This is a genomic window from Photobacterium kagoshimensis, assembly GCF_050337045.1.
Taxonomy (GTDB): domain Bacteria; phylum Pseudomonadota; class Gammaproteobacteria; order Enterobacterales; family Vibrionaceae; genus Photobacterium; species Photobacterium kagoshimensis.
The window spans coordinates 274,174-299,332 of sequence record NZ_JAKJSO010000009.1 but is presented as its reverse complement, the minus strand read 5'-3'; the positions used below and the strand labels follow the sequence as shown (position 1 = coordinate 299,332).

The following is a 25,159-nucleotide window of genomic DNA, read 5'->3' as shown; positions in this document are numbered from 1 at the left end:
CCACTGTAATGGCTTCCCCTTTTGTTTATAACGACAACCAAAAATATTAACGTCTTGCCTATATAGGCTTTGCCATTATTAAAACAAATCTGATAATTTCATAGCAGCAGTATTATGATGGCAGCTATGACCACTTTCTATAGCTCGCTATCAACCAGCTATCTAAAAAGCAACTTTACTAAGCTGTTGATCATATTGATATAAATATTGGAAAAGCCAAAATTAGAATCAACTTATGTCTAAATCACCACTAAGAACTAAACTGTATAACATCATCTTTGGCACTCAAACCAAAGGCGGACAAAACTTTGATATTGCCTTAATCATCGCCATCATCAGCTCTGAAATTGTCTTAATCCTCTCTTCTGTCGCCAGTATTGAGGCACGCTTTAGTAGCTACCTTTTTTATATCGAATTGGGTTTTACGCTACTCTTCACAATCGAATACTTATTACGCCTGTACTGCTCGCCTAAACCGCTCGCTTATGCACGTAGCTTCTATGGTATTGTTGATTTAATTGCCATTGTGCCTGCTTATATCGCGTTCTTTGTACCTGGTGCGAATTACTTACTTATTATTCGATTAATCCGTGTTTTACGGATCTTCCGCGTACTCAAATTAGTACGATACTTACGTGATTCCAATATCTTGCTACGCTCTCTCAAGCACGCTCAGCGAAAAATACTGGTGTTCTTCAGCTCTGTATCGATCTTAGTGACGGTATTTGGGTCGTTAATGTATGTTATCGAAGGGCCAGATAATGGTTTTTCAAGTATTCCGCAAAGCATTTACTGGGCGATAGTGACAATCACGACTGTGGGATACGGCGATTTAGTGCCACATACTGTGTTAGGTAAATTTGTGGCGTCTTTAACCATGTTGCTGGGCTACTCGATTCTTGCGGTACCCACAGGGATTATTACCGCAGAATTAAACCAAGAAATGAAAGTAAGTCGCGAACTGATCCGCTGTCCAAACTGTGCCACCAGCGGCCATGAAACCGATGCCCATTACTGTAAAGAGTGTGGTACCCACCTGCCCGAAAACGTATAACGATATTTGGTGGTGCTATAACAACGAAAAAAGGGAACATGCCGCTTGCTAACATCAGCACTGCATAGTTCCCTTTCGTAATACCAACCCCATTAATTATCAAATAATTCTTACTGGTAATTAACGGTATTGGTATAAGTCAAAAAACGATAAACCTAGCCAATAGTTTGATCATTGTTTGCCTCGGTATGATTTTATTCATGCTCCGAAATAAACTCTACAGCGATGTCAGGGAAGTCAGTAAACACCCCATCAACATTGGCTGTGTTATAGAAAATATCGAGCATATCTTCAAAGTTTTCCGCATAGGCAGGAATACGACCTTCATCTTTACGGAAGGTATATGGGTGAACCGCCATGCTTTCGGCATGCGCCGCTTTCACTAACCCCGTCAGCTTAATATTCCCTTTGGTGGATGCATCTGAAACCACCATAGGTTTCCATGGACCAATACCATCAGCATATTTACCGACAGTTTTCATTCCACCCTTTTCAAACATCCAATCATAGTCATACGGCTGCGCTTTACCTTTCGCATCGTAAACCATGGTTTCGTTCCAATCGGTATACGCCATTAGCTGAACCAATTTTAGATCCATATTCATCGCAGGCATCAGCTCATCATGAATACGTTTTAGCTCATTGAAATCAAACGTCTGTAGATATACGTTGCTGTTTTTGTCGGTATAGCCGTACTCTTTTAGTACTTTGAGCACAGCTTTACTGATGTCTTTACCTTCATGGCGATGGAACCATGGGGCTTTAATTTCAGGGTATAAGCCAATATCGTAGCCCAGCGTCTTATTTAGCCCTTGGATCATTTCAATTTCTTGCTGGAAGGTCGGCACTTTAAAGTCAGACTTCCACATCGGGTAACGCTCAGGGAAGCCTTGTACTTGCTTACCGTCTTTGATGTTAAAACCTTCTGTTACGCTTAATTGCTTAATTTCAGCCAAGGTAAAATCAATCGCATAATAGCGGCCATCATCACGGGCGCGATCAGGGAATAGCTGAGCAACGTTCGTTACACGATCCAAATAATGGTCATGTAAAACAACCAGCTGATCATCTTTGGTCATTACAACATCTTGCTCGATGAAATCAGGTTTCATCGCGTACGCCATCGCTTTGGCAGGCAGGGTATGTTCAGGTAAGTAACCCGATGCACCACGGTGTGCAACGACAATTTTATCAGAGTCTGTTTGCGCCACTGTTAAAGGGGAAAGAAGTGCACAGCCCACTGCTGCTGCAAGACACAGTTTATTCATTATTATTGTCCTTAACTTTTCGTTATTGGATTTTGATGCTCGTTAGAAACAAGCAACAACATAATAATGGTTAATTGATATTGAATTTGGTGAATATATGATTTCTGTGAGCAATTGCGCGCGAACTCGCTCATTATTTTTTCGATTAATGACACAAGATCAAATTTTATAACTAAATTCAACAACCTAATGATTGCTCGCGCAGCAAGTCACAGGACATAAATAGGCGGATCTACCGTCTTTACTCTTCATCAGATATAAAAAAACCGCCCATCAAGAGCGGTTTAATCAGTATAGAGCAGAAAAGTTACTGATTACTTACGACGCCACGTTGTACCTTGCGGGCCATCTTCAAGGATGATGTTCATCGCCAGTAATTTATCACGCGCTTCATCGGCCGCAGCCCAATCTTTTGCAGCACGAGCATCTAAGCGTTGTTGAATTAGTGCTTCAATTTCAGACACATCTTCTTGACCAGCAGCACCACCTTGTAGGAAAGCTTCTGGCTCTTGAGAAAGAAGACCAAGTACGTCGGCCAATTCACGCATACGCGCACCCAGTACAGATGCTGCAGCAAGATCGTCTGTTTTCAGGCGGTTAACTTCACGCGCCATATCAAACAGTACTGAATATGCTTCTGGTGTGTTGAAATCATCGTCCATTGCTTCTTTGAAACGCGCAACAAACTCTTCGCCACCTGCGGCAACAGCATCTGTGTCTAGACCACGTAGTGACGTGTATAGACGCTCAAGTGCCGAACGCGCTTGTTTCAGGTTATCTTCACTGTAGTTCAGTTGGCTACGGTAGTGACCAGACATTAGGAAGTAACGTACTGTTTCACGATCGTAATGTGCAAGTACATCACGAATAGTGAAGAAGTTATTTAGTGACTTCGACATTTTTTCGCGATCGATCATTACCATGCCGCTGTGCATCCAAGTATTCACATACTTAGAACCTGTCGCACAGCAAGATTGTGCAATTTCATTTTCGTGGTGTGGGAACTGTAGATCAGAACCACCACCGTGGATATCAAAGTGATCACCAAGAATTGCAGAGTTCATCGCTGAACATTCAATGTGCCAACCTGGACGGCCTGCGCCCCATGGTGATTCCCAAGTAGGTTCACCCGGCTTAGACATTTTCCACAATACAAAATCAAGTGGACTACGTTTAGCAGATTCGATGTCAACACGCGCACCCGCTTGAAGTTGATCTAGGTCTTGCTTAGAAAGCTTGCCGTAATCATCGTATTTGCTCACTTCGAACATCACATCGCCGTTATCAGCAACGTAAGCAAAGCCTTTTTCAATCAAGCGCTCACATAGTGAGATAATTTCAGCAATAAATTGCGTTGCACGAGGCTCAACATCTGGACGTTTCATGCCTAGCGCATCAAAGTCTGCGTACATTTCACCAATTAAACGCTCTGTCAGTGAATCACAGCTTTCGCCATTTTCTGCTGCACGTTTGATGATTTTATCGTCGATATCAGTGATGTTACGTACAAATGTTAGATCGTAACCAGAGTAGCGTAAGTAACGTGATACAACATCAAAAGAAACAAACGTACGACCATGACCGATGTGACACAAATCGTAAATGGTCACCCCACAAACGTACATGCCCACTTTGCCAGGCTGAATTGGTGTAAATTCTTCTTTTTGTCGTGTGAGTGAGTTATAGATCTTTAGCATGTCTTGTCATTACTCATGTTGAGGGGTTACAGATTTATAGCAATTACACCTTTTATGCGTTATTAAGGCAAGGAAAAATAAGTCTTCATATTCGTTCGAGCGCGAAGTTACTACCTAACGCACTTTATTTAATGCTATCTCATTAAAATCATTAACAAAATTAAAGCAATTTAGAATCATACTCGTAGTAATCATCTTCAATTAACGATTCACGCCCTCTCTTTTATGGTGTCAATAGCGGCGGTGAACGGCATGCTTGTTCGTAATTTAACCAGCGTCTTGTCGTGATACCTTCGACGTTATTATCACCTATAGTTAAATGATATTGACGGCATCCCTTAGTACGATAAAATTCAATACTTAAACGCAATAAACATCCAGTTAAAGGACAATCTCATGGTAACGCTTCACACAACGTTTGGTGACATCAAAATTCAACTTAACGAAGAACAAGCACCAGAAACATGTGCTAACTTCATGCAGTACTGCCGTGACGGTTTCTACAATGGCACTATTTTTCACCGTGTAATTGACGGTTTCATGGTTCAAGGTGGCGGTATGGCATCTGGCATGGAAGAAAAAGAGTCTCGTGCACCAATCAAGAACGAAGCTAACAACGGCCTAAGCAACAAAGTCGGTACACTAGCAATGGCACGTACAATGGAGCCGCATTCAGCAAGCTCTCAGTTCTTCATTAACGTGAACGACAACAAATTCCTAGACTTCAAAGCTGAAACACCTGATGGCTGGGGCTACTGTGTATTCGCTGAAGTTGTTGAAGGTATGGATGTAGTTAACAAAATTAAAGCTGTTTCTACTGGCAACTGGGGCTACGTACACCAAGACGTACCAGTTGAAGAAGTACTGATCAACGACGTAACTATCGAAGAGTAATCTTCTATTAAGGGTGGCTTAGCCGCCCTTACTTTTATCTATGACAACTCTTTTTATTGCTGATCTTCACCTTAGTGCCGACCGCCCTGATATCACCGACTGTTTTTTGCGATTTATGGCAAATGAAACAGCGAATATTGATGCCTTGTACGTGCTCGGTGATCTTTTCGAAATGTGGATAGGCGATGACGACAACTCCCCTTTCCACCAGCAAATCAAGCACGCATTTAAGCAACTCACCGACAGCGGCACCCCTTGTTTCTTTATTCATGGTAATCGTGATTTCTTAATTGGAAAAAGATTCAGTGAAGAAACAGGTGTACAGCTATTGGCTGAGCATACCGTGGTTGATTTATATGGCACACCAACGCTTATCTTGCATGGTGACACGCTGTGTATTCAAGACCTAGATTATCAACGCTACCGTAAAAAAGTACATAACCGCTTCATTCAATGGCTATTTATGTGCTTGCCACTTAGCCGACGATTGAAGATTGGCGCTAAAATTCGTGGTAGTAGCAGTGAGAATAATCAACGCAAAGATGTTCAAATCATGGACGTTGATGCAAACGCTGTTATTGATATGCTTCAGGCCTACCACGTCAACCACATGATCCATGGCCACACTCACCGCCCAGACGTTCATCCGCTGGATCTTAATGGTCAGGCAGCCACTCGTACTGTGTTGGGTGATTGGTATGATCATGGCTCGGTTCTGGTTGTAACACCAGAATGCAGCCAACTACAAACTCGTCAGTTTAGCTAGCTCTACCATAGTTAGGACGAGTAAAAGAATACAAAAAAGGTACGCCTTGCGTACCTTTTATATCTCACTCATTTTCTGTCTTAGCGAGTATGCCTTGCTAAATAGCAAACATTACGCTGTCGCGAATGCTTGCCGACCTTGCAACCAAGAGCGGAACATAGTGACCGATGTATACAAAACAACACCAATAACCAACCAAGCTAATATATGCAAATCTAACGATTTCACTAAATAAGCAGCAATCATCACGGCAATTGGTCCTGTAATAGCCACAGCCACCGCAGCACGTGAATTCACCCGCCCCATACGAATAAAGCTACCTGCAGAGAAGAAACTTAAAAAGGCACAAGAGCACATCATGATCGGAAAAGCGGCTAATGGGTGCATTCCCAGTAAATAAATCATGGTCATACAGGGTGCATATAAACCAATGCCAACCGTCATTAATGCACCAAATAAAAAATTACCGACAATCGCGACAGCTAATTTCCACCCATGTAAGCCTAATTCTAAGCCACCCAATGGAAATAGTTTAAGCTGTCCAGCAAGCATTAAGGTTGCAACCACCATAAGGGCGCACCCCATGACTAATCGGATTATTTGGCGATCCCAATTAGACACAATACGCGCGCCGATAGTGGCCCCTAAACAAGCGGCAATCACTAAACTTATCAAAGTCACAGGATCCACTTTTACAGCCGTTAAAAATATAAGCGATTGTGTTACGGTTGATAATACCGCCTGACAATTTAATGTGCCGGGTAAAAGTTTATCATCGACTAACTTGAACTGTTTGTAACCAGCTGTTTTTATAGCAAAACTACCTATGCCTAGCGTGTCACAAAAATTGGCGAAACCACCAATCAATCCAATAGGTAATATTTTCGTTTCAGCTTCCTGCTTTCGATTTTTACGCCATGAATGAAAAAGCATAGCAACAAAAACCGCACCACCTACAAGCAACCCCGCTTGTATCATAGTTAAGAGAGACATATTTAATACGGTTACAAATACAAAAACGCATTATTAATCATAATAAAATGAGTCGCTATGCTTAATATCAAATTTATCATTACCTTGAGTGATACCAGTCAACTCTTTACAGTCACGTATTCACTAAAAGCATTATAAACGCTATGCGTAATTGGTTTTTTTCGCTATAATTTTGCAAATTCTCAGCCTTGTTTACCAGATACTCTCAATGTATTCATACCTCGCTCGACAGCCGATACTTAATAAAGACAAAGTGACTATTGGTTATGAGTTACTTTTTCGCGATGGTCCTGAAAACAGCTTCCCTAATATCTGCGATGAAACAGCAACCAATCGTTTGCTAATTGATAATTTCTTCTCATCTGGAAGCAATCAGGTGACTGGCGGCAAACGGGGATTTGTAAACTTTCCTCATAAAAGTTTAATTCAGCGTGTACCTCTGCTTTTTCCAAAGAAAAGTTTTATTATTGAAATTTTGGAAACATGCGAGCCTAACGATGAATTGTTAGAAGCCGTCGTCGAACTCAACCAAAAGGGTTATACGTTGGCATTGGATGATTTCATTCCTTCGCCAGAATGGAACCGATTCATTCCATACATTCATATCATTAAGTTTGATATTCGCGTTACCCCAATTGAAAAATGCATGCTTTTTATTCGCCTGCATAAAACCAGTAAAATTAAATACCTTGCTGAAAAAGTAGAAACACATGAAGAATTCATTCAGGCTAAAGAGGCTGGATTTGATTTCTTCCAAGGTTACTTCTTTAGCAAGCCTGAAATGCTTCAACGCAAATCATTAAGCCCATCAAGTTTAACCACGCTGCGCTTATATCAAGAGATTTGCCAATCCGAAGTTGATTACAACAAGATCGAAGAAATCATAGCCACTGACGTATCACTGTCTTATAAACTGCTACGTCATGTTAACGGTATGTTTGTTATCCGTGCTAAACCTATTTCATCTTTCAAACAAGCATTGGTGTATTTGGGTGATGAACGATTACGTCGATTCGTTACTTTTGTAGCAACGTCGCATGCGTTAGAAAATAAGCCGCAGTGTTTATACAACCTATCGTTACAACGGGCACAATTCTGTGAACGCTTGGGGGCGCGATCTCCGCTCAATATCTCAAGTAATCAAGCCTTCTTAATGGGATTGTTTTCATTACTCGATTCCTTACTGGATCAACCATTAGACGAATTATTACGTTTATTACCGCTTAATAACGATATAAAAGAAGCATTAGTCGATCAGACCGGTTCACTTGGCCTTCTGCTTAAATTAGCCATCGCATACGATTGTGCTGATTGGGACTTGGTTAACCGTTGTTCCTCTGCATTAAAGTTAAAAGAAAGCGATGTCGTCGATGCTTACATGAGCTCGGTTAAGTGGGCGACTGCTTTTGAAAAAACAATGGCCAAACCCGATGCCTAATACTCTCTGTCCTTGTGGCAGCAACCAGCTATTTTCACACTGTTGCCAGCCGATTCATCAGAATCCAACCCTTGCGACGCATCCCGAGCAGCTTATGCGCTCTCGCTACAGCGCACACGTATTAGGGTTGGTTGATTATGTCGTAGCAACCTATCACCCGAGTTGCCATGCTGAAGACTACCGCGATGCGATTGCCGATTCCGTCAACTCACAATGGTTAGGTCTCAACGTTATCAGCAGCGAAATCACCTCATCAGGTGAAGGATTTGTTGAGTTTGAAGCTTATTACCAAGATGAAAGCGAGCAGTTTTGTTTAGCTGAACGTTCTCGTTTCTTACAAGAAACGATTGATGGTACGGCTCAATGGTATTACATCGACGGTGAATACCCAGCGCAAACTGCCGAGCCAGAATTACCATCAAGCACAATTTCTCAGCCAACCATAAACACCGATAAAGTCGGTCGTAATGACCCATGTGTATGTGGCAGCGGGAAGAAATATAAAAAGTGTTGCGGTTAAATCCCTTAACTGACGCCTCCCATCTTTTAACATGAGTGAAATCACCCATTAATTTCACTCTGTTTCACCTTTGCGTGAGCAAACTCCCACTCCCTTATCTTGTCATAAATAAACGCTCAATAACCCCTCACTCATTGTCGATAAAATAATCATCATTTCTGATGTAGAGACAATGCTATGATCAATCCAAATAATCATCTGCCTTACCCTACTCGCGACCTGCTGGAGAAAACGAAGAAGTCACCCAACATTGATGAGCGTAAACAGCGCATTATCGAACACGAAAAGAAACAGTCTTCAGACCAAGAGCAGCCGGAAAAAAAGAAGCCACCGCATAAAGGCTTACTAGATATTTATGTCTAATTGCATTTTAACTCACTGCTTTACAGCTACTTATAGATTATTTTTTAAATATTCGTTTTTTCTTTAAAAACCATGTTGCAAATTCTAATGAGCTTCGTTAGTGTAAATGACAGGCAACAATTAAATATCAATTTATTCAGAGTTCATAATTATGCGTATCGAAATGATTAACCTACATCATCATCACCATCCTGATTAGTCTTTCGGGAGGATACGCCTCACTCTGGAAGACGAAGAACACCTCTTCCAGTGGTCAATGAGAATACAGAATTCAAGACCCTTGGAAGCCAAAGTTTCCAAGGGTTTTTTCGTTTTAGCACAATGGATTAGATCAAAATTAGTAAGCACTCGCTTTAAAAAAATAGGGATAGCAGCATGCAAACACAACGACTTCGTATCGCAATTCAAAAGAAAGGCCGCTTAAGCAAAGAGTGCCAAGACCTGCTTAAACGCTGTGGGGTTAAATTCAACATGGTTGGCGAACGCCTCGTGGTTCACGCAGAAAATATGCCAATCGATTTGTTACTGGTTCGTGACGATGATATCCCTGGCCTGATCATGGATGGTGTTGTCGACTTGGGTGTGATTGGTGAAAATGAACTGGAAGAAGTGGCCCTTGAGCGCGCGGCTCGTAACGAACCCAATGAATACCTCAAACTACGCCGCTTAGACTTTGGGGGCTGCCGTCTATCTATTGCGATTAACAAAGATGACGCTTACAACGGCCCACAAGATCTACAAGGAAAACGCATTGCGACCACTTATCCCCAATTGGTAAAGCGCTACATGGATGAGCAAGGGGTTAAATTTAGTACCTGTATGCTTAATGGCTCTGTCGAAGTGGCGCCACGCGCCGGTCTTGCCGATGCGATTTGTGACTTAGTGTCGACAGGCGCTACGCTAGAAGCCAATGGCCTAAAAGAAGCCGAAGTTATCCTGCGCTCAAAAGCGGTATTAATCCAATGCACTAACCCACTGAGTGATGAGAAACAAGCCCTGATCGAGCGCCTATTAACGCGAATGCAAGGGGTGATCCAAGCCAAAGAGTCAAAGTACATCATGCTGCACGCGCCCACTGACCGCCTTGACCAGATCAAAGCACTATTACCCGGCGCTGAAGATCCAACGGTTCTATCCCTGTCGCAAGATAACAACCGTGTTGCGGTTCACCTCGTGAGTTCAGAGAATTTGTTCTGGGAAACCATGGAACAACTGAAAGAACTTGGTGCTAGCTCGATTCTAGTACTGCCAATCGAAAAAATGATGGAGTAATCATCATGAAAACATTGGTTTGGCAAACATTAAGTGAATCACAGCAAGAAGGGTTATTGCAACGCCCTGCGATTACTGAAGGTGCAAACATTACCGCGACTGTTGCTCAGGTCATTGCCGATATTCGCCAACGCGGTGATGAAGCGCTAACTGAATTAACCGAAAAGTTTGATCGCATACGCCCTGAATCTATCGCCATCAAGCAATCACAAATCGATGCGGCGAGTGAACGTTTAAGCCCTGGGATGAAACAAGCCTTACAACAGGCTTACGACAATATTAGCTGCTTTCACAAGGCGCAGAAAACCAAGACATTACGGGTAGAAACACAACCAGGGGTTGTGTGCGAACAAGTCACACGACCAATCAATTCGGTGGGTTTATATATTCCCGGAGGCAGTGCGCCGCTTCCGTCTACCGTTTTAATGCTAGGTATTCCCGCGCAAATTGCAGGGTGTCGCCAAGTCGTGCTGTGTTCTCCGCCGCCGATTGCAGACGAAATCCTTTACGTTGCCAAACTGTGTGGCATTACGGAAGTGTATAACGCAGGTGGCGCTCAAGCCGTTGCCGCGATGGCTTATGGCACAGAAAGTGTCGCAAAAGTGGATAAAATTTTTGGCCCGGGTAATGCCTATGTGACCGAAGCAAAACGCCAAGTCAGTAATGATTTTCGTGGTGCAGCCATTGATATGCCAGCGGGGCCTTCTGAAGTCTTAGTGATTGCCGATGAAACGGCCGATCCTGATTTCATTGCTGCAGATTTATTAAGCCAAGCCGAGCACGGGCCTGATTCACAAGTCATCTTAGTCACCCCAGACCCAAGCTTGGCTGATCGCACTGCCGATGCGATTCAACAACAATTAGCCAAGCTATCCCGTGCGGATATTGCGCGCCAAGCACTCGGTTCAAGCTTACTCATAGTGGCGGAAACATTAACCCAGTGCATTGCTATCTCAAACCACTACGGACCTGAACACTTAATTGTTCAAACCCGTAACCCACGCGATTTAGTGCCACTGCTTGATAATGCAGGTTCTATTTTCTTAGGGGATTGGTCGCCAGAGTCTGTCGGTGACTATGCTTCTGGTACTAACCACGTCTTACCGACCTACGGCTATACCCGTACCTATTCAAGCTTGGGTTTAGCCGATTTTAGTAAACGTATGACAGTACAAGAACTCAGTGCACAAGGGTTACAGCAATTAGCTCCAACAGTAACGATGATTGCCGAAGCCGAAGGCCTTGATGCCCATAAACGTGCTGTTACTATCCGAATCGACAAGTTAAATGCAGCATTTAAAGCCGCAGAAACAACGAAGGAAGTATCATGACTATCACCAAACTGGCCCGTCAAACGGTGCAAAATCTCACACCTTACCAGTCAGCACGTCGACTGGGAGGAAGCGGTGATATCTGGCTTAATGCTAACGAATCACCCTTCGCTAACGAATACAACATCAGTTGTGATCGCCTTAATCGTTACAGCAGCTGTCAGCCTGAAGCACTAATCCAAGCGTATGCTGATTATGCGGGCGTGAAAAAAGAACAAGTACTGACATCACGCGGCGCTGATGAAGGTATTGAACTTTTGATCCGCACCTTTTGCGAGCCAAACAAAGACAGCATTCTCTACTGCCCACCAACTTATGGCATGTACGGCATCAGCGCTGAAACCTTTGATATAGCGAGTAAAGTCGTACCGCTAACTTCAGAGTGGCAATTAGATCTGCCGACCATAGAAGCGAATTTAGATAGCGTTAAAGTGGTGTTTGTTTGTAGCCCCAATAACCCAACAGGCAACCTGATTGATCGGACTGATATCGAACGCTTACTCGCGATGACAGCCAATCGCGCCATTGTGGTGATGGACGAGGCGTACATCGACTTTTGCCCAGAAGCATCGACGGTTGATCTACTGGCGGATTACCCGAATTTAGTGATTCTACGTACCTTGTCAAAAGCCTTTGCGCTAGCGGGTTTACGTTGTGGCTTTACGCTTGCTAGCCCAGAAATTATCGCGCTACTTCTTAAAGTGATTGCTCCTTATCCTGTGCCTATCCCTGTAGCCGATATCGCAATCCAAGCTCTATCACCCGGTGGTCTTGCTAAAACAAAATTCCAAGTATTAGATCTCAGTGCCAACCGCGCCTACCTTCAAGCAGGCCTAGGTATGCTTGAAGGCGTCAAAGTGTACGACGGCTACGGCAACTACCTCTTAGTGGAGTTTCCAAACGCCGATCAACTCTTTCAAGCCCTGTGGGAGAGCGGCATTATCCTGCGCCGCTCACCAGTGCCAAACTGCATTCGGATCAGTGTCGGTAACCGTGACGAATGCGAAAAAACACTCGCCTTCATTCGTGAACAAGTCGTACAAACTAAATAATTAAGGACAGCATTGTGAGCAAGGAAAAGATTTTATTTATTGACCGTGATGGCACCTTAATTGTTGAGCCACCTGTAGATTTTCAAGTCGATCGCTTAGATAAACTCAAGCTAGAACCCTATGTCATTCCAGCACTATTAAAGCTACAAGATGCAGGTTACACCTTAGTTATGGTTACCAACCAAGACGGCTTAGGCACAGATGCCTACCCACAAGCCGACTTTGATGCGCCACACGATATGATGATGGAAATCTTTGCATCGCAAGGGGTGAAATTTGCCGATGTCCTGATTTGCCCTCACTTTGATGACGCAAATTGTAGCTGCCGCAAGCCGAAATTAGGGTTAGTCAAAGACTATCTGCAGCAAGGTCGCGTTGATTTTGCAACGTCGGCGGTGATCGGTGATCGTCAAACGGATCTTCAACTCGCGGAAAACATGGCAATCCGCGGCATTCAATACAATCCCGCCCCATCTGATAGCAGCACCCTAAATTGGCAACAGATCGTTAAAGATCTCACGACTCGCCCACGGATCGCCGAAGTTGTTCGCACCACCAAAGAAACTGATATTCGCGTGCGCGTTAACCTCGATGAGACTGGCGGTAACAGCATCAATACTGGCTTAGGCTTTTTTGACCACATGCTGGATCAAATCGCCACTCACGGGGGCTTTCAAATGCAACTCAATGTTGAAGGTGATCTACACATTGATGATCACCACAGTGTTGAAGATGCCGCCCTAGCCCTTGGCCAAGCATTAAAAGATGCGCTTGGGGATAAGCGTGGTATTGGCCGCTTTGGTTTTAGTCTGCCGATGGATGAATGTTTAGCGCAATGTGCACTCGATTTGTCTGGTCGTCCTTACCTTAAATTCGACGCAGAATTTAGCCGTGAGCAGGTGGGCGATCTTTCTACTGAAATGGTCCCCCACTTCTTCCGCTCATTAACTGACACCTTGGCATGCACCTTACACTTATCATCAACAGGCGCTAACGATCACCACATTGTCGAGAGCCTATTTAAGGCTTTTGGTCGTACCCTACGCCAAGCTATCGCCGTCAATGGTAGCGAGTTACCAAGTAGTAAAGGAGTGCTGTGATGGCGTATACCAATCAAAAGATCGTCATTATAGATACTGGTTGTGCCAATGTATCTTCAGTACGTTTTGCCATTGAACGACTCGGTTACAGCGTTACCGTGAGTAAAGATCGCGATGTCGTACTTGGGGCAGATAAGTTATTTCTACCCGGCGTGGGTACAGCCAGTGAAGCGATGAAAAACTTACAAGAGCGCGGTTTAATCTCGTTGGTTAAGCAAGTCGATAAACCATTACTTGGCATCTGTTTAGGCATGCAATTGTTGGGCGTCCTCTCAGAAGAACAAGGGCAAAGCGGTACATCGTTAGTTAACTGCCTGGGTTTGTGTGATGCGACCATTAAAAAGTTAAAAACAGGCGACTTACCGTTACCCCACATGGGGTGGAATACGATTACCCCAACAAAGGGACATCCTCTTTTTAAAGGTATCCCAGCAGGCAGCTACTTTTATTTTGTTCATAGCTACGCCATACCTGTTAATGACGATAGTTACACCATAGCACAGTGCGAATATGGCCAAGCTTTCAGTGCCGCGATTCAAAGCGGGAATTACTACGGGGTCCAGTTCCACCCAGAACGTTCGAGTAACGCTGGTGCGCAACTCATAAAGAACTTCTTAGAAATGTCAGCGTAAAAACAAATCGCTGATAATTAAGTAATAAAAGGATTTAGGATGATAATTCCCGCTCTCGATTTAATTAATGGCCAAGTAGTCCGCCTCTTTCAGGGGGATTATGGCCAAGTTACAGAATACAAAGTCGATCCTGTTGAACAATTTGACCTTTACCACCAAGCGGGCGCAAATTGGCTTCACCTGGTTGATTTAACAGGGGCAAAGGACACGTCTGCCCGTCAGTTGGGTTTAATTAGCCGCTTATTAGCCAGTACCCCAGCCAAAGTGCAAATCGGTGGTGGTGTCCGTACCGAGCAAGATGTTGCCGATTTACTTAACGCTGGTGCCGAACGGGTCGTTATTGGTTCTACCGCCGTTAAACAGCCCGAACGGGTTAAAAGCTGGATTGAAAAGTACGGGGCGGAACACATAGTACTCGCACTGGACGTCAACATAGATAAGGCAGGTAACCGTCATGTGGCAGTTTCTGGCTGGCAGGAAGATTCAGGGGTGAGTATCGAAGCGCTGATTGAGGACTTTTTAACGGTCGGCTTACAACATGTACTGTGCACCGATATTTCCCGAGATGGCACGCTTGTAGGCTCGAATGTCGACCTCTATGTCGATTTATGCGCGCAATACCCACAAATCCAATTTCAGTCATCAGGCGGCATTGGCAGCCTGAATGATATTGCGGCTTTAAAAGGCAGTGGCGTGGCAGGTGTCATTGTCGGCCGTGCACTGCTCGATGGTAAATTCACCGCCGATGATGCCTTCCAATGTTGGGCAAACTAAACAAGGAGTAAGCAACATGCTAGCAAAACGTATCGTACCTTGTTTAGATGTACGTGATGGCCAAGTGGTGAAAGGGGTGCAGTTTCGTAATCACGAAATCATTGGCGACATAGTGCCCCTCGCCAAACGCTATGCTGAAGAAGGCGCCGATGAGTTGGTCTTTTATGATATTACCGCATCTAGCGATGGTCGAGTGGTCGATAAAAGCTGGGTGGCACGCGTGGCCGAAGTCATTGATATTCCATTCTGTGTCGCTGGTGGGATCAAATCAGCTGATGATGCCAGCCGTATATTACAATTCGGTGCCGATAAAGTATCGATTAACTCCCCCGCACTCGCTAAACCTGAATTGATCACTGAACTTGCCGATAAATTTGGGGTGCAATGTATCGTGGTCGGGATTGATTCTTACTTTGATGCCGAAACCGATAAATACCAGGTGTACCAATTTACTGGTGATGAAAAACGTACCAAAGCCACCCAGTGGGAAACCCGTGACTGGGTACAAGAGGTGCAACGCCGCGGCGCGGGTGAAATCGTGTTGAACATGATGAACCAAGATGGCGTTCGTAATGGCTATGATCTTACACAACTCAACATGGTGCGTGAGGTTTGTAAAGTGCCATTAATCGCCTCTGGCGGCGCGGGTGAAATGGTGCACTTTGCCGATGCTTTCAAGCAAGCCAACGTAGATGGCGCACTTGCCGCTTCAGTCTTTCACAAACAAATCATCAATATTGGCGAGCTGAAGCAGTACCTTAAAGAACAAGCAGTGGAGATCCGACTATGAATGCAGCCTCGACGTTAGATTTAAATAACGCAATTAATTGGGAAAAAGTCGACGGATTAATTCCGGCTATCGTACAAGATAACACCAGCGGCCAAGTGCTCATGCTGGGGTACATGAATACTGAAGCCCTCGCTAAAACACTAGAAACAAGCCAAGTTACCTTCTGGTCTCGCACTAAATCACGCTTATGGACTAAAGGGGAAACATCAGGCAACGTACTTGAGCTCAAGAGCATCGATCTCGATTGCGACCAAGATACCCTATTGGTAAAAGTGAATCCTGTGGGCCCAACCTGCCACTTAGGAACACAAACGTGCTTTGATAATAAAAATGGCATACCCGCAGAGCAGCCTGCTTTGGTGTTTCTTCATCAACTTGAGCAGGTCTTGGCAAGTCGTAAAGATAGTGATCCCGAGTCGTCTTACACTGCCAGTTTATACGCCCGTGGCACCAAACGTATTTCGCAAAAAGTGGGCGAAGAAGGCGTTGAAGTCGCGCTTGCGGCAACGTCGGGTGACAAAGCGGAGTTAGTCAATGAATCTGCTGATTTGCTTTATCACTTAATTGTATTGTTGCAAGACCAAGGTTTATCACTGGCAGACATTACTAAACGTTTAGAAGAGCGCCACAATAAGTAACAAAAATGAAGATAAACGCACCTTTGAATATTAAATAGCAAAAAGCCCGCAACTAAATGACGTCCAACGATTGGGAGTCTGTTGCGGGCTTTTTATTAAATCATGTCATCTGAAGTGATTAACGGCCTAACGCTTCTTTATAGTGTCTACGGCATACAGATACATAGCGATCATTGCCACCAATAACCACTTGATCGCCATCGGCAATTGCACGACCGGTTTCATCTTGGCGAATCACCATATTGGCTTTACGGCCACAGTGGCAAATTGTTTTTAACTCAACCAATTTATCAGCCCAAGATAATAAGTAGCGACTACCTTCAAATAACTCACCACGAAAATCACTACGCAAACCATAGCATAATACAGGTATATGTAATTTATCGACGACTTCGGTTAATTGATATACTTGTTCTTTACTCAAAAATTGGCATTCATCAATCAATACACAGTCGATACGCTGACCATCATGAATCGTCGCAATGCGATCAAATAAGTTATCATCGCTGGTAAAAAGCTCAGCTTCTTCTTGCAAACCAATACGCGATGTTACTTTTCCTTTACCAAAACGATCATCAATTGCCGCAGTGAAAATAACGGGGGTCATACCACGTTCGCGATAATTAAATGAAGATTGAAGTAACGTGGTCGATTTACCTGCGTTCATCGCAGAGTAATAAAAGTACATCTGGGCCATGAGGCTTCCCTAGTCATCTGGGTAAAGAAAGTGCGGGCGAGATGCTACATAAAATATGATCACAATTAAAGTAACACTCGCCGATAGACATAAGTTTTTGCGACTTTAGGCCAATGCCATTCATTAGCTAAGCAAAATATTGTGCAAAAAAAAACAGCACATCACTGTGCTGGTTTTTAATTAATCAAACTGTTAGCTGTACTTAATGACAACTGACACCTTATCACTGAAATCTAATACTACACATTCACTGGCGATGATAAACGGCGGCGAGATAGCCAACCTAACACTGCACAAACCACAATGAAGGCTAATGTAGCAGCAAGGAAAGAAACCGCTAGAGAATCAGTAAAGCCAAGAACAAGGAAACCAACTGCGGCAACCAGAGCAACTGAAAGTGAATATGGTAACTGAGTTTGTACGTGATCAATGTGGTGACAACGCGCCCCCGTTGAAGACAAGATCGTTGTATCTGAAATTGGAGAACAGTGATCACCAAATACAGACCCCGCTAATACAGCGGCTAACATTGGTAGCATAAGCGCAATATCTGTTGCTCCAGCCAAATCACCTGCAATTGGCAGCATAATGCCAAACGTCCCCCAAGAGGTCCCCGTCGAGAATGCCATCACACCAGCAAGCGCAAATAAGATAACAGGCAGTAGCATTGGGTTTACATTACCTTGAACCAATGTAGAAAGGTATTTACCTGTCTCCATATCGCCGATTACGCTACCAATACTCCAAGCGAATAACAGAATAAGAATTGCACCAAACATAGATTTAGCACCAATCCATAAAGTGCTCGCGACATCTGAGGCTGGAATACGTTGACGGATAACAGGAATTAACGCAAAAATCAGACCGATAGCACCACCGTAGCATAACGATGCGCCCACATCGGTATTTTCAAATGCACCTAATAAGTTAAATGCAATACCGTCTGCTGCAAGTGCTTGGTAGCCTGTAAAGATCAAAAAGAAGAAGGTTGCCACAATCAGTGCAATAATAGGCAGTACCAAATCCGAAACACGGCCATTGGTACTTTCTTCAATTTCTAATTCATCATTAAGGTCTTTCGCTTTCTTATCGTCATCACCCTCATCAAAACCATGACCACGGCTCGCTTCTAATTCATGTTTAAGCATTGGACCCACATCAATTTGGAACCAAGACACAACAAACACCATCAGCAAAGCAAAGACAGCATAAAAATTCATTGGTGCTAATTGCATAAATGCGCTTAATGCTGAATATTCAGTAACACCGTGTGAAACTAAAATACCACCGATAATCGTAATAATGTATGCCCCCCAGCTTGATGCTGGCATAAGAACACACATAGGCGCTGCTGTAGAATCAAGGATATAAGCCAGCTTCGCACGTGAAACATAGTAACGATCAGTGACAGGACGAGCAATTGCCCCCACAGCTAGGCTATTAAAATAGTCGTCTACAAAAATGAATACGCCTAAAAATGCAGCAAGAAGCTTAGAACCACGTTTAGTCTTAATGCGTGTTTGCGCCCATTCGGCAAAAGCACGCGTACCGCCCGACAAGGTTAACAATGCGGTTGTCATTCCTAATAAGATAAGGAAAGCAACAATGCTCATATTCCAGCTATTTATTGCACCATCATCGATGAATAAACCTTTAACCGTTGTTCCAATGTAACTTGCTGAATGTGTGAATGAAAAGTCTGTTAGTAATAGTGCACCTAGGGCAACACCCATACCAAGCGAAAGTAAAACGCGACGCGTTAAAATCGCTAAACCTAATGCCACCAATGGGGGCAATAACGAAATGGAGGAATTTGAAAAATCTACAATATTCATGATCTCTACTACAACCGATCCTGGTTGGAGATCTACTGCTGACACAAGTGTGCCATGATGAGATGCCTATATAGAGAGTAGAAAACTCCCTGACCCCACAGTAGCGCTCCATAGTTAATGTAATTATATACTATGGCAGTGTTGACCCTATTCGATGACAACCCCAGCAAGAAGGTTTGACAGCCCTTTCTCACTTCGGCATTGGCTCCTTTCATTTGCTATCAACGGAATCACCTCCAGCAAATTACTTATAGACAATGCACCTCTACCCTTTAGAAGGTACAAACCATTCTACGGAATCAAACCAAAGATGCAATAAGTTAGCGTGCATTTTTTAACATAAACAGTGAATAATTTTACCATCAAGCTCAAAAAACGAACAACCCCATGGCGTGTTTTGTAAGTAATAGTGCCATGTTTGGAATTTCCTCTATTATTCATTCAATTTTATAGCTGGGTCACATTTACTTTAAAACAACATAAAACTAATTACTAAAAAGCGTAAAAAACCTAAAATTAATAATTATTAATAACTTTAATTAATAATTTGTTTGGCAAATTAGAGATGAAGTATTACTATTGCATTTATTAACACTTGACTGCTATTCTTATTTCAAGCCAGTTTAAATGAACAGGAAATAAAAAATGTCTGACGCATTAAAAGCACTATTAAACCTACGTAGCCTTCGCGCTCTTGCTCGTGAATATACTCTAGAGCAACTTCAAGAAGGTCTTGAGAAACTTCAAACAGTCGTTGCTGAGCGTGAAGAATCTGAAGCTGAAGAAATTGCAAAAGAAAAAGAACGCACAGAGAAACTAAACCAATACCGTGAAATGCTTCTAGCAGACGGTATCGACCCAGAAGAACTATTGGGTTCTCTAGCTGGTGCTAAAGCGCCAAAAGCAAAACGTGCTGCACGTCCTGCTAAATATAAATTCGTTGACGAAAACGGCGAAGAAAAAACATGGACAGGTCAAGGCCGTACACCTTCAGCACTTAAAACTGCACTAGACCAAGGTCGCTCTCTAGAAGAATTCGAAATTTAATTTCTTATTCTTGATAAAAGCCCAGCATTGTCTGGGTTTTTTTATGTCTGAGGATCCAATATGTTCGCTTTCTCTCAAGTCCTCCCCCTCTATCACCTAATTCCCCACCACCGCCAAGCTCAAAAGAATTGCAATTAGCTGCTCGGCTCGTTAAAAATGTAGGGGGAAAGTATTGTTAACTCGATTATTAATGCAATAACCCATCCAAGATGAATGTTCTACCGATACAAGTTTCAATTCGAATTGATGATAATCATCTTAAAAGCTATCCCTAATACGTATTTTTTCGAAATGAACTTCAACTTAGTGAACCCGCTCACGCTATTGATAAACATAACAAAAAAGCCAGAGCAACGGGCTCTGGCTTTCAAGTATATACACAATATTCTTAACGAATGCGGTCAGCTAAATGGCTTACAGCAAGCGCGAAATAATGAGAACGATTCCATTTAAGCAAGGTTTGATAATTACCATAAATGAGATAAGCACGGCCATGTTGATCATCTGGCTGTATCAACCAAGCATCAATATCAACATTTGGTAAAGCACTACCATCTAACTTACGTACACCTAAATCTTGCCACTCAGATAATGTTTTCGCTTTGTCTAATTGCACGCCTTTTAGGCTTTCAGGTACGTTCGGTATGCTAACCTGTCGCCCCCAAGTATAGGCATCATCCCAACCAGACTTACTCAGATAATTAGCGGCAGACGCAAAGACATCGGCTTGGGTATTCCAAATATCTACTCGTCCGTCATTATTGCCATCAACGGCAAAAGTTAAAAAAGACGTCGGCATAAACTGAGGTTGCCCCATAGCACCAGCCCACGAACCTTTCATATCTTTAGCTGTGATATGACCTTCATCTAAAATTTGTAAAGCCGCCATCACTTGTTTGCGGAAAAATGCTTCACGACGTCCTTCATAAGCCAAGGTTGAAAGTGCTTCGACCACATTATAATTACCCATTAAACGGCCGAAATTACTTTCCACCCCCCAAAGTGCAACAATAAAACGCGGCTGAACACCATATTTTGCCCCTATAGCTTCAAGCGTTTTTCTATGCTTTTGGTAAAGCTGATTCGCTTGCTTAACTTTCCAATCTGGCACAGCACGTGGAATATACTCATCCAGGGTGAGTTTTTTCTCTGGCTGATTCTTATCGGCTTTAACAGCGCGTTCGGTAAAAGTGATTCCGTCAAAAGCAGCGGCAATAGTGTTGTCGCTAATCCCCGACTCTTTTGCCTCCGTTTTTAAGCTTTCAACGTATCTATCAAATCCTTCATCTGCAAAAGCTGCGGTGGATGTTCCTATTCCAATGGCCACTAAGACCGAAATCAAACGCTTATACATATAAACCTTAAGACTTTATAGCCGCCTTGGCTGCTTTGTATTCATCTAATAAATTAGTCACTGGAGGTGGTAATTGTAAATAAAAACCGACAGTGGCTAAATCTGATTTCACTTTTTCGATATCCGCGCCCGCTAATTTGCGATCACCCGCTAACTTCACCACCATAACCAGTTGTGGTGTACCAAATGTTGCGAGTAACGTTTCAGGTACCGCTGAGAAGTCGTCCTTCTTAATAACATATAGATACGTATTTTCTTTCTTTGGACTTTTATAGATTGAACAAAACATTTTGCTACCTGTTAGTTACGCTCTTAATAACATCTGACCTTATAAGTTAGATTTCATTCCCCACCAGAAGGAATCTTTTTACTGACCAGATGAGAGCTTTGTCTGAATTTACAACGCTAGAGCAAGGATAGCTTGCCGATAAACAGTTTGGAATATAACATGCATATACCTATGTGATAACGTATCTGAACGGCTAATTTCGCTTCAGTCAGTAAAAAAGACTATGACCAAACAGGCAGAACTAAAAGGGAGCTCATTCACGCTCTCAGCGCTTCATCTGAGTAATGAAGACATCCAGCAGGCAACTGACCACCTCAAAGAAAAAGTTGATCAGGCGCCGAATTTTTTTGCTGCCGCCCCTATTGTGATAGATATTTCAAATGCGGGTACTAATATAGACTTCAAACAGCTGAAAGCAGGCATCACTGAAGCTGGAATGATTCCTGTCGGTATCAGTGGCTGTAAAGACGAAAAAATGCAAAGCCTTGCTAAAGAAGCAGGATTAGCGGTTATGAATGCCGCCAAGCAAGTAAAAACTAACAAGCCTGTTATGGAGCCAACACGGATTGTTCGCACGCCAGTACGCTCTGGCCAACAAATTTACGCAAAAAATTGTGATTTGGTGGTTATGAGTAATGTAAGTGCAGGCGCAGAAATTATTGCTGACGGCTGTATCCATGTGTATGGCGTTTTACGCGGTCGCGCTATTGCTGGTGCTAATGGGCAAAAACAAGCTCGTATTTTCTGTCAAAACCTTCAGCCTGAACTTGTGTCTATCGACGGCAACTTTTGGCTAAGTGACAAAATAAAAGATGAGTTCTGGGGTAAGGGTGTCGTTATCTCACTAGCTGAAAATAATTTAAACATAGAGCCTCTCGCTCTATAACGTTTTATAAGGAATTAATGAATGGCTCGTATTATCGTTGTTACCTCTGGTAAAGGTGGCGTTGGTAAAACAACATCAAGCGCAGCAATTGCATCAGGTTTAGCTGTAAGCGGCAAAAAAACAGCGGTTATCGATTTTGATATTGGCTTACGTAATCTAGACTTGATTATGGGTTGCGAGCGTCGTGTTGTTTATGATTTTGTCAATGTGATCAATGGCGAAGCAAACTTAAACCAAGCACTAATTAAAGATAAGCGTGTAGATAATTTATATGTTCTGCCCGCCTCTCAAACGCGTGATAAAGATGCGCTAAGCCGTGAAGGCGTTGAGCGCGTGTTTAACGACATGGCTGAAATGGGTTTCGAATTTATTATTTGTGACTCGCCTGCTGGCATTGAAACTGGCGCGCTCATGGCATTGTACTTTGCAGATGAAGCCATTGTAACAACCAACCCTGAAGTATCGTCTGTGCGCGATTCAGACCGTATTCTGGGCATTCTAGATTCAAAGTCTCGTCGAGCAGAGAAAGCAGAAGAGCCAGTAAAGACACACTTACTGCTAACGCGTTACAACCCAGCACGCGTTGTTCAAGGTGAAATGCTGAGTGTTGAAGATGTAGAAGAAATTCTACACATCCCACTACTTGGTGTTATCCCTGAGTCACAAGCTGTACTTAACGCATCAAATAAAGGTGAACCTGTCATCTTTGATAAAGAATCTGATGCAGGACAAGCTTACGCTGATACCGTCGCTCGTCTAATGGGCGAGGAACGCCCATTCCGTTTCTTAGAGGAAGAGAAAAAAGGCTTCCTTAAACGTCTATTTGGAGGCTGATAATGGCATTGCTAGAGTTTTTCCGCCCAAAGAAAACTAAAACAGCGAATGTAGCGAAAGAGCGTCTACAAATCATCGTTGCTGAACGTCGCTCTGCCAGCCAATCTACGCCCAGCTACATTCCACAGCTGAAGCAAGATATTCTGGAAGTGATCCGTAAATATGTGCAGATCAGCCCTGAGCAGGTCAGCGTTAATCTAGATCAGAAAGAAGAAGATCTTTCAGTTTTAGAGCTCAACGTGACACTGCCAGAAGACAAATAAGTCTGCGATTAAAAAAGCCACTGCTTAAAAACAGTGGCTTTTTTTGTATCTCGCTAACTATAAGAACGTTAACGATCTAACAAAGGTAATACCCGCGCTTCAAATAAAGGCTGACGCCATGTTTTTAGCATTTCAGGCTTTTTGTCTTGCGGGCGTTCATTTTTCCATGCCCACGAAATAAGCTGATTAATTTGTTTTTTAGATGCTAAGAACTCAGAAGCAAGGCCAGTTTCAGCTTCAACTTTAGTGACTTCATCTTTGATTTTCTTAACTAGCTGTTTATAGCCACTTAAGTCGACCAGACGAACGATTTTTTCTGGGTAGTCGGCTGGGTTCATATCTTCAGCGTCAAACACCATTTTCACTAAACGCCCAGCATGACGCTGTACTTCACGCTCATCAAACTCTTCACGTAGCATCATAGCTTTTGATTTAATGCTATAGCGCGCAACCTTCCAAAGACTCAATTCTTTCACCACAAAATTAAGAGCAAGGTCGCGTTTACGCGCTTCAAGCACCCGCCACTTCGCTAGCTTTTGTAGCACAGCCAGCTGCTGAGGGTTCAGCTGCCACGCATTCTTAATATCAAGATAGGCTTTATCAGGATCTGTCTGCTTAGTACGCTTTAGCATTAGGCTCGCGCACTCATCTTCCAACGCCTCGACTCTTCCCTTCTCTTGCACTTTGGCTAATAGGGTTTCAAACAAGGGTTGTAAGTAGTAAACATCCGCCGCCGCGTAGTCGAGCTGCTTGTCAGTTAATGGGCGGGCCATCCAGTTAGTACGTGCTTCACCTTTTTCAAGATCAACGCCAACGTATTCACTAACTAATGCACCAAAACCCGTTGATATTCCATGCCCCAAGAACGCAGCCATTAACTGAGTATCTAACATAGGCACAGGTAAGCAGCCCGCATAATGTTGAAATACTTCTAAATCTTCGCCACAAGCATGTAGGACTTTCGTTACCGATTGGTCCCGTAACAGTGCCCATAGCGGCTCCATATCTTCGATAGCAATGGGATCGATAAGCGACAGAGTCGTGCCATCAAAAAGCTGTACTAAACCCAATTTAGGATAAAGTGTACGCGTACGGACAAACTCAGTATCTAGCATGACATATTGCTGAGTCGCGGCCTGTTCACATACTGTTGTTAACCGCTCTGTTGTCGTTATGATTTCAAATTTCACAGCAAACCTTTTTGGCACTATTTATGACAAGTGCACTATGTAGTTATGGTTATAAATAAAGAGATGCCGCACGAAAATACCGAATTGAAAAATCATCTCACCGCCTCTTTACCAAGCCACTAAGTGCGACTCAAGCTCGGTGTGAGAGCATTCTTCAATTGGTATTCACCACAGCAGTAAAA

The 25,159-nt window shown here is 43.3% G+C and carries 25 protein-coding genes, 1 pseudogene, 1 riboswitch and 1 other annotated feature; of the genes and pseudogenes, 18 read left to right on the top strand and 8 right to left on the bottom strand.

What is annotated here, in order from left to right; all coding sequences use genetic code 11:
* Nucleotides 1–235 precede the first annotated feature (235 nt).
* Nucleotides 236–1,054, top strand: a complete 819-nt coding sequence (locus L4C35_RS04725; protein ID WP_428461787.1) for an ion transporter — start codon at nucleotides 236–238, stop codon at nucleotides 1,052–1,054.
* A 194-nt stretch (nucleotides 1,055–1,248) separates the two neighbouring features.
* Here the strand turns inward: L4C35_RS04725 and glpQ are convergent, their stop codons facing one another.
* Together glpQ and cysS are read right to left on the bottom strand one after the other, a co-directional pair.
* A complete protein-coding gene (gene glpQ / locus L4C35_RS04720) occupies nucleotides 1,249–2,322 on the bottom strand; it encodes a glycerophosphodiester phosphodiesterase (protein WP_428461786.1) in 1,074 nt (357 codons plus the stop codon).
* A gap of 314 nt (nucleotides 2,323–2,636) precedes the next feature.
* Complete coding sequence (gene cysS, locus L4C35_RS04715) at nucleotides 2,637–4,019, bottom strand: cysteine--tRNA ligase (RefSeq protein ID WP_428461785.1); 1,383 nt, start codon at nucleotides 4,017–4,019, stop codon at nucleotides 2,637–2,639.
* A 396-nt stretch (nucleotides 4,020–4,415) separates the two neighbouring features.
* Here cysS and L4C35_RS04710 point away from each other — a divergent pair, with 396 nt between their 5' ends.
* Nucleotides 4,416–4,913, top strand: a complete 498-nt coding sequence (locus L4C35_RS04710) for a peptidylprolyl isomerase (RefSeq protein ID WP_428461784.1) — start codon at nucleotides 4,416–4,418, stop codon at nucleotides 4,911–4,913.
* A 40-nt stretch (nucleotides 4,914–4,953) separates the two neighbouring features.
* Nucleotides 4,954–5,679 carry a UDP-2,3-diacylglucosamine diphosphatase gene (gene lpxH, locus L4C35_RS04705; protein WP_428461783.1) on the top strand — a complete coding sequence of 242 codons (726 nt, stop codon included), beginning with the start codon at nucleotides 4,954–4,956 and terminating at the stop codon, nucleotides 5,677–5,679.
* A gap of 111 nt (nucleotides 5,680–5,790) precedes the next feature.
* Here lpxH and L4C35_RS04700 read toward each other — a convergent pair.
* A pseudogene (locus tag L4C35_RS04700) lies at nucleotides 5,791–6,690 on the bottom strand (sulfite exporter TauE/SafE family protein); the annotation flags it as partial.
* 190 nt (nucleotides 6,691–6,880) lie between these two features.
* Between L4C35_RS04700 and L4C35_RS04695 the strand changes: the two are divergent.
* The 11 genes from L4C35_RS04695 (at nucleotide 6,881) to hisIE (ending at nucleotide 16,582) form a co-directional block, all read left to right on the top strand.
* Nucleotides 6,881–8,110 carry an EAL and HDOD domain-containing protein gene (locus tag L4C35_RS04695; RefSeq protein WP_428461782.1) on the top strand — a complete coding sequence of 410 codons (1,230 nt, stop codon included), beginning with the start codon at nucleotides 6,881–6,883 and terminating at the stop codon, nucleotides 8,108–8,110.
* The gene (locus L4C35_RS04690) at nucleotides 8,103–8,630 is read left to right on the top strand and encodes a YchJ family metal-binding protein (RefSeq protein WP_428461781.1); all 528 of its coding nucleotides are present in this window, start codon (nucleotides 8,103–8,105) and stop codon (nucleotides 8,628–8,630) included. The genes L4C35_RS04695 and L4C35_RS04690 overlap by 8 nt, the downstream gene beginning before the upstream one ends.
* A gap of 177 nt (nucleotides 8,631–8,807) precedes the next feature.
* A complete protein-coding gene (locus L4C35_RS04685; RefSeq protein WP_428461780.1) occupies nucleotides 8,808–8,993 on the top strand; it encodes a hypothetical protein in 186 nt (61 codons plus the stop codon).
* Nucleotides 8,994–9,167: 174 nt separating this feature from the next.
* Nucleotides 9,168–9,305, top strand: a sequence feature (His leader region).
* Between the two features lie 63 nt (nucleotides 9,306–9,368).
* Entirely contained in the window at nucleotides 9,369–10,265 is an 897-nt protein-coding gene (gene hisG, locus L4C35_RS04680; protein ID WP_428461779.1) for an ATP phosphoribosyltransferase, read from the top strand.
* A gap of 5 nt (nucleotides 10,266–10,270) precedes the next feature.
* The gene (gene hisD, locus L4C35_RS04675; RefSeq protein ID WP_428461778.1) at nucleotides 10,271–11,596 is read left to right on the top strand and encodes a histidinol dehydrogenase; all 1,326 of its coding nucleotides are present in this window, start codon (nucleotides 10,271–10,273) and stop codon (nucleotides 11,594–11,596) included.
* 2 nt (nucleotides 11,597–11,598) lie between these two features.
* Complete coding sequence (hisC, locus tag L4C35_RS04670; protein ID WP_428461955.1) at nucleotides 11,599–12,648, top strand: histidinol-phosphate transaminase; 1,050 nt, start codon at nucleotides 11,599–11,601, stop codon at nucleotides 12,646–12,648.
* A gap of 14 nt (nucleotides 12,649–12,662) precedes the next feature.
* Nucleotides 12,663–13,748 carry a bifunctional histidinol-phosphatase/imidazoleglycerol-phosphate dehydratase HisB gene (gene hisB / locus L4C35_RS04665; protein ID WP_428461777.1) on the top strand — a complete coding sequence of 362 codons (1,086 nt, stop codon included), beginning with the start codon at nucleotides 12,663–12,665 and terminating at the stop codon, nucleotides 13,746–13,748.
* Nucleotides 13,748–14,380 carry an imidazole glycerol phosphate synthase subunit HisH gene (hisH, locus tag L4C35_RS04660; RefSeq protein ID WP_428461776.1) on the top strand — a complete coding sequence of 211 codons (633 nt, stop codon included), beginning with the start codon at nucleotides 13,748–13,750 and terminating at the stop codon, nucleotides 14,378–14,380. The genes hisB and hisH overlap by 1 nt, the downstream gene beginning before the upstream one ends.
* A gap of 39 nt (nucleotides 14,381–14,419) precedes the next feature.
* Entirely contained in the window at nucleotides 14,420–15,154 is a 735-nt protein-coding gene (hisA, locus tag L4C35_RS04655) for a 1-(5-phosphoribosyl)-5-[(5-phosphoribosylamino)methylideneamino]imidazole-4-carboxamide isomerase (protein WP_428461775.1), read from the top strand.
* A gap of 16 nt (nucleotides 15,155–15,170) precedes the next feature.
* Nucleotides 15,171–15,944, top strand: a complete 774-nt coding sequence (gene hisF / locus L4C35_RS04650) for an imidazole glycerol phosphate synthase subunit HisF (protein ID WP_428461774.1) — start codon at nucleotides 15,171–15,173, stop codon at nucleotides 15,942–15,944.
* Nucleotides 15,941–16,582, top strand: a complete 642-nt coding sequence (hisIE, locus tag L4C35_RS04645; RefSeq protein ID WP_428461773.1) for a bifunctional phosphoribosyl-AMP cyclohydrolase/phosphoribosyl-ATP diphosphatase HisIE — start codon at nucleotides 15,941–15,943, stop codon at nucleotides 16,580–16,582. Before hisF ends, hisIE begins: the two co-directional genes overlap by 4 nt.
* Nucleotides 16,583–16,700: 118 nt before the next feature.
* Here hisIE and L4C35_RS04640 read toward each other — a convergent pair whose 3' ends face one another.
* Together L4C35_RS04640 and L4C35_RS04635 are read right to left on the bottom strand one after the other, a co-directional pair.
* On the bottom strand, nucleotides 16,701–17,279 hold the full coding sequence (locus L4C35_RS04640) for a thymidine kinase (RefSeq protein ID WP_428461772.1): 579 nt from the start codon (nucleotides 17,277–17,279) through the stop codon (nucleotides 16,701–16,703).
* Between the two features lie 239 nt (nucleotides 17,280–17,518).
* Nucleotides 17,519–19,114, bottom strand: coding sequence for a Na+/H+ antiporter NhaC family protein (locus L4C35_RS04635; protein ID WP_428461771.1), 1,596 nt, complete (start codon nucleotides 19,112–19,114; stop codon nucleotides 17,519–17,521).
* A gap of 93 nt (nucleotides 19,115–19,207) precedes the next feature.
* Nucleotides 19,208–19,390: riboswitch (Lysine riboswitch) on the bottom strand.
* A 369-nt stretch (nucleotides 19,391–19,759) separates the two neighbouring features.
* On the opposite strand from L4C35_RS04635, the gene L4C35_RS04630 reads away from it, so the two are divergent.
* Complete coding sequence (locus L4C35_RS04630; RefSeq protein WP_428461770.1) at nucleotides 19,760–20,161, top strand: H-NS family histone-like protein; 402 nt, start codon at nucleotides 19,760–19,762, stop codon at nucleotides 20,159–20,161.
* Between the two features lie 388 nt (nucleotides 20,162–20,549).
* Here the strand turns inward: L4C35_RS04630 and L4C35_RS04625 are convergent, their stop codons facing one another.
* Nucleotides 20,550–21,515: a lytic murein transglycosylase gene (locus L4C35_RS04625; protein ID WP_428461769.1), complete on the bottom strand. Its 966-nt coding sequence runs from the start codon at nucleotides 21,513–21,515 to the stop codon at nucleotides 20,550–20,552.
* A 7-nt stretch (nucleotides 21,516–21,522) separates the two neighbouring features.
* Nucleotides 21,523–21,804, bottom strand: a complete 282-nt coding sequence (locus tag L4C35_RS04620) for a YcgL domain-containing protein (protein WP_428461768.1) — start codon at nucleotides 21,802–21,804, stop codon at nucleotides 21,523–21,525.
* A gap of 223 nt (nucleotides 21,805–22,027) precedes the next feature.
* On the opposite strand from L4C35_RS04620, the gene minC reads away from it, so the two are divergent.
* The 3 genes from minC to minE are packed head-to-tail and all read left to right on the top strand — an operon-like array spanning nucleotide 22,028 to nucleotide 23,787.
* Nucleotides 22,028–22,690: a septum site-determining protein MinC gene (minC, locus tag L4C35_RS04615; RefSeq protein WP_428461767.1), complete on the top strand. Its 663-nt coding sequence runs from the start codon at nucleotides 22,028–22,030 to the stop codon at nucleotides 22,688–22,690.
* A 21-nt stretch (nucleotides 22,691–22,711) separates the two neighbouring features.
* Nucleotides 22,712–23,524: a septum site-determining protein MinD gene (gene minD, locus L4C35_RS04610; RefSeq protein ID WP_428461766.1), complete on the top strand. Its 813-nt coding sequence runs from the start codon at nucleotides 22,712–22,714 to the stop codon at nucleotides 23,522–23,524.
* 2 nt (nucleotides 23,525–23,526) lie between these two features.
* Complete coding sequence (gene minE, locus L4C35_RS04605; protein ID WP_428461765.1) at nucleotides 23,527–23,787, top strand: cell division topological specificity factor MinE; 261 nt, start codon at nucleotides 23,527–23,529, stop codon at nucleotides 23,785–23,787.
* A gap of 68 nt (nucleotides 23,788–23,855) precedes the next feature.
* Here the strand turns inward: minE and rnd are convergent, their stop codons facing one another.
* Nucleotides 23,856–24,977: a ribonuclease D gene (gene rnd / locus L4C35_RS04600; RefSeq protein WP_428461764.1), complete on the bottom strand. Its 1,122-nt coding sequence runs from the start codon at nucleotides 24,975–24,977 to the stop codon at nucleotides 23,856–23,858.
* Nucleotides 24,978–25,159 lie beyond the last annotated feature (182 nt).